5 protein-coding genes are annotated in these 4,733 nt (G+C 61.8%); all 5 read left to right on the forward strand.

Features of this window, described 5'->3' with window-relative positions; all coding sequences use genetic code 11:
* Positions 1-439: 439 nt before the first annotated feature.
* The 5 genes from ACESNG_RS07260 (at position 440) to ACESNG_RS07280 (ending at position 4,372) form a co-directional block, all read left to right on the forward strand.
* Entirely contained in the window at positions 440-1,393 is a 954-nt protein-coding gene (locus ACESNG_RS07260; RefSeq protein ID WP_373068383.1) for a tail fiber protein, read from the forward strand.
* Positions 1,394-1,404: 11 nt separating this feature from the next.
* Positions 1,405-2,118 carry a 2OG-Fe(II) oxygenase gene (locus tag ACESNG_RS07265; protein ID WP_373068385.1) on the forward strand — a complete coding sequence of 238 codons (714 nt, stop codon included), beginning with the start codon at positions 1,405-1,407 and terminating at the stop codon, positions 2,116-2,118.
* Positions 2,108-2,860 carry a hypothetical protein gene (locus tag ACESNG_RS07270; RefSeq protein ID WP_373068387.1) on the forward strand — a complete coding sequence of 251 codons (753 nt, stop codon included), beginning with the start codon at positions 2,108-2,110 and terminating at the stop codon, positions 2,858-2,860. The genes ACESNG_RS07265 and ACESNG_RS07270 overlap by 11 nt, the downstream gene beginning before the upstream one ends.
* Positions 2,861-3,396: 536 nt before the next feature.
* Positions 3,397-4,200, forward strand: a complete 804-nt coding sequence (locus ACESNG_RS07275; RefSeq protein WP_373068389.1) for a RecB family exonuclease — start codon at positions 3,397-3,399, stop codon at positions 4,198-4,200.
* A 1-nt stretch (position 4,201) separates the two neighbouring features.
* On the forward strand, positions 4,202-4,372 hold the full coding sequence (locus tag ACESNG_RS07280) for a hypothetical protein (protein WP_373068391.1): 171 nt from the start codon (positions 4,202-4,204) through the stop codon (positions 4,370-4,372).
* The last annotated feature ends 361 nt before the right edge of the window (positions 4,373-4,733 follow it).

Genomic DNA, 4,733 nt, shown 5'->3' on the forward strand with positions numbered 1-4,733 from the left:
AGCGTCAACGGTCGCTGGGCCGACAGGTCCGACGGGTCCGATAGGCGTGACGGGTTCGACAGGTCCGACGGGTGACACGGGTCTGACTGGCGACACGGGTGACACAGGCTCGACAGGTCCGACAGGCCCAACGGGACCGACTGGTGACGCAGGTCCGACGGGTGACACGGGCGACACGGGTGTCGCAGGGCCGACGGGGCCGACAGGATCGACGGGCACAACAGGCACCACGGGTGCGGCGGGTCCAACAGGGTTGACAGGACCGCAAGGCGCCACTGGCGACGCGTCAACCGTTGCGGGACCGACGGGACCGACGGGGCCAGCGGGGCCGACGGGCACTACGGGTGCCACGGGCGCAGCGTCAACGGTCGCTGGTCCGACAGGTCCGACAGGTCCGACAGGTCCAACGGGGCCAGCAGGGGCGACCGTGGCGTCGGGTGTGACCTCGACGCCCGTCGGTGACGTGACTGCAACGAATGTCCAGGCGGCGATCGCTGAACTGGACACAGAGAAGGCGCCGCTAGCTTCACCGACATTCACAGGGGTTCCTGGGGGGCCAACCGCAGCCACAGCGACCAACACGACACAGCTAGCGACCACCGCCTACGTCAGAGCAAACCGTTTGGAAATGGAGATCAACTCCCCGCCGACCGGCACAATTCTGGCATGGGCTGGTGGAGGCACCGGAGTGGTCGCCCCGACCGGGTACGTGGAGTGCGATGGGGCGGCCATAAACCGCACTACTTTCGCACGCCTGTTTGCGGTCATCGGTACGAGATACGGGGCCGGTGACGGCTCGACCACGTTCAACGTGCCGTCGGGTGTGGCCGGGCAGATGCTGTCGGGGATACCGCTGACTCAGAACACCCGTGCGGGCTCGATCAACCCGAACTCGGGTGCTGAATCAGTTGGGCACTCTCACGCCAACACGGCCAACTCGGCCAACGAATCGGGCAATCACGGACACCCTTTTAATGTCAACTCTGGTCTCGAAAACGCCAACCACGCACACGGCTTCAACGTCAACTCTGGCAACGTGTCGGCCGACCACGGACACGCTTTCGCTGCCAACTCCGGCAATGTGTCGGCCGACCACTCTCACTCGTACAACGCCGGGAATACGAAGTCCGCCAACACCTCCGGCATCAGCGCCAACCACTTTCACACCACGAGTGGCGGAACTGGCGGCATCAACACCAACCACTCCCACAACGTCCAGGGCGGGACGGGCAACGTCAACGCAAACCACGCGCATAACGTCGCAGGTACCACTGAAGGCATCAACGCAAACCATTCGCACGCGATCACCGTCACCAATCAAGCCAACGTTTCCACCCATCAACACGCAACCACCCTCGGAGTCGTCAATGTCACCTACATCATCAAGTTCTGAAGTTGTCTGCCATGCTTGAGTCAGGCGTCTTCTTGGACGCCGACTGTTTCCTGAACGAGCCCGGTATCGGCTACGAGTGGGTTGGCGATAAGGCTGCCGGGATAATGACTGTCGTCGGGGCGTTCCCTGACGGGATCATTGAGCGCAGCCACCTTCTGGTGGTGGACGCCATGGACGAGATCGGGTTCACTGGCAAGACGATCGGCGGGTTAAACGTGGAGTCAAAGCATTCCACCGACATCCACCTCGTCCCCAACCCCCGACCGGGCTGCCAATGGGAAGGCGCGTGGTCGCATGACGCTTTGAGCGCAATCGGGTACGACCTGGCAGAGATTGACGACGGCATATTCCAGGGGATCGGCAGAGCCGTCAAGCTGTATCAAGCGCTGGTGCAGGAGTTGACCGACATTGAACTGGAGGACACGGGGTACCAGTTCCAGCGGTACACGAAAGGGGAGGGTTTCTACCGTTCGCATGTGGACTGTGCGGCGGGCGACCCGGATCATTCCCAGAGAGTGCTAGGAGTCGTCGTCTACCTCAACACCGTGAATCTTGGCGGGCAGACGTATCTGTCAAGGCACGACACGTACGTCATGCCCGAGGCGGGAAAGATTCTGCTGTTCCCGGCTAACTGGACTCACCCGCACGAGTCAATGGTGCCACTGTCCGACGACAAGTTCATTGTTTCGACCTTCATCAAGACGGCGGAGCGACATGACCACTGAACCCGATACACCATTCGAGTTCGTTCCGATTGAAGTGCCTCAGCCCGCCCCGCCGAGCCTTTCGCTTTCCGAGCAGCCGTCACACCGTGGCGGAGTGGGGGCGTACAGGAAGCTCAAGGGTAACGGCGACGAAGTCGGGGTGTTCACGGTGGCGCGAGCCACTCAACTTGTTGGAAGTAACACGGAAGATCGCTGCGACGGTGGACGTGTCGGTCCTGTCGGCTGGCACGAATGGGACGCCATCGCTGGCGTATGTTCGTGCGGGTCAGCAGACCAACCTGATCCTTCATTTCGTAGCCACGTAGCGGCAATGGCGTTGATTGAGTGGACTGACGTGGTGTTTGACGGAAACCCCTATGGCTACATTATTTACTTCGAGCACTTTGACCCAGCTGTAGACGAAGGGGTTCGTCAAGCCAATCCCGCTGGAGGCCTAACGCTGCAAGAAGTGTTCGTGTCCATGCTGGAATGGGAGTGGGCCTGGGAACACGGTTCAACTGAGTCAGTCGCTGAGTGCTGCCACGGGATGCTCACCTTGATGGACATGCCTGCCGGGGTTCGTGAGTGGCTGTTGACCGAGGTGTCCGGTCAGCGAGTCAAGCGCTTCCTAGAGGGCAACCCGGATGCAAACGCTCGGGGTGATGACGCTCCGTGGTTCCCGCCGGAATGGGACGACTGGATCGCCCGTCTAATGATGGTCAGATGCAGAGGGTACGGCCAGGCCAAAGTGGGCCTTTCTTGAATCTAGGGGTTTGCTTTCGCCGCTGGTGTTAGCAACGTGTCTCTTCAAGTCGATTGCATTGCGATCGGCGTCAGGGCCTCCTAGCTGTTGACCGACGGGAAATTCGCGCCGGACTGGTACGACCATCCAAGTTGGTCTTTGGCGCCAGGTCATCAGGCGTGGCATGATATGACCATGACTGGAACGATCTGGGTGAGGCCATGAACCCGGACTCGGACATCGTGCGGACCGTGGCCCCGGCGTGCAACGAGGCGGTCGACCGGGCGATCCATCGCGCCAGGCCCGACGACTTCCACAAGCGGATCTCTGGGGTTTGCCTGCTGTGTCCGACTCTGTCGGATCGGGCGAGGGCAATATTTACTGAGCACGCCACCAGCTCACCGGCTTTCCGTGAAGCCGCCAGGGCGCTGTCGCGAGTGATGGATCAGCAGGATGCTTCGTAGGACCGTCGTCGTGCTTGCCTTGATGGTGGCGTGCGCGATTGTGGCCGTGGTGCTAGCGATCTCCGTCGTCGAGCTGCTGGACGTGATCTTCGAGTGACGACCTGGGAGGTCCCCAACTCGATCAGCCCGTCTCGGATGTCGACGTTCCTGCAGTGCCCGCTCAAGTTCCGCATCGAGACGATGCAGAAGCTGCCAGGCGGGACGAACGCCGCAGCGGTGGCCGGCACGACGATGCACGCCGCCCTCGAGAAGCTGATGAATCTGCCCGGGCCAGAGAGGACGGTGGAGCGACTGGCGGCCGAAGTCGAGCAGGCTCTCGTCGAGGTTCGCGACGACCCGGACTACCTGTCGCTCACCAAGGAGCAGTTGAAGGACTTCGACGCCAAGTGCCGACGCGTGACACCACGAGCGTTCGACATGCTGCCGCTGCAAACGCTGGACGTCCACTCGACCGAGCTGCGGCTCGAGGTGGAACTCGACGGCTGGATCCTGCGCGGCATCATCGACCTCATCGAGGACCGGGACAATTTCGGGCTGATCGTGTGGGACTACAAGAGCGGCAAGGCGCCGATGAAGCAGTACGAAGCGAAGGCGACGCTCGGGCTCGAGTTCTACGCCGTGATGGTGAACATCGAGTTGGGGGTGATGCCTGCCGGGGTCGGGCTGCTGTACCTAGACAAGAAGGTGTCGATCAAGCGTGTGCCGAGCGTGCAATCGGTGAAGGCGACCGAGCGCAAAATCCTGGCGGTTCGGGATTCGATCGTGAAGGCGTGCGAGACCGATTCGTTCAAGACGTCGACGTCAGCGCTGTGCGACTACTGCGCCTGCAAGCCGTACTGCCCGGCCCACGGCGGCGACCCAGATGACGTACCGGTGTCGGTTCGTCTATCGTCATAACATGCCCGCTGACCCTGACGCCCGCAACGACCGAGACCGCCGCTCCGGCCAGACGTACAGTTTCTACCTGCACTTCGATGAGAAGGACGCCCTGGACGCCGAGGCAGCCGCCCGGGAGACGACCCCGAACTCAGTGCTGCGCGACCTGCTCCGCAGCAACCTCGGGCTTTAGCGATCGCCGACGGGGACGCTGCGCTCGATCCCCCACATCCCGTCGGCCCCGGCCGGCGACATCTCATTCAATCGCTCCTGGACGACCTGCTTGACTTCGGGCTGCTCGAGGAGCCACCGGAAGGTCGCACCCCACCCGCCTTCTTCGCCGAACGTATTCTTCAGCCTCAGAAGCTCTCTCTGCTCTGTAGCTCGTGTTCGGAAGGTTACGTGGTGTGTGAACTCTCTCGCCATGCAGAACAGGGTACACCGTGTGTAAACCTGATTCAAGATGCAAAGAGAGCCCCTCCGAAGCCTTGACGGATCGGAGGGGCTCAATCTAAGCTGGTCGCTGTCCAACGAACCGAGCTAGATCATAGCTC

Origin of the sequence: Gemmatimonas sp., from assembly GCF_041689975.1 — a bacterium.
Classification (GTDB): domain Bacteria; phylum Gemmatimonadota; class Gemmatimonadetes; order Gemmatimonadales; family Gemmatimonadaceae; genus Gemmatimonas.

Bases quoted from the DNA above. Each gene is read 5' to 3' on its own strand.
- ACESNG_RS07265 (WP_373068385.1), top strand. From the start codon at position 1,405: ATGCTTGAGTCAGGCGTCTTCTTGGACGCCGACTGTTTCCTGAACGAG.
- ACESNG_RS07270 (WP_373068387.1), top strand. From the start codon at position 2,108: ATGACCACTGAACCCGATACACCATTCGAGTTCGTTCCGATTGAAGTG.
- ACESNG_RS07280 (WP_373068391.1), top strand. From the start codon at position 4,202: ATGCCCGCTGACCCTGACGCCCGCAACGACCGAGACCGCCGCTCCGGC.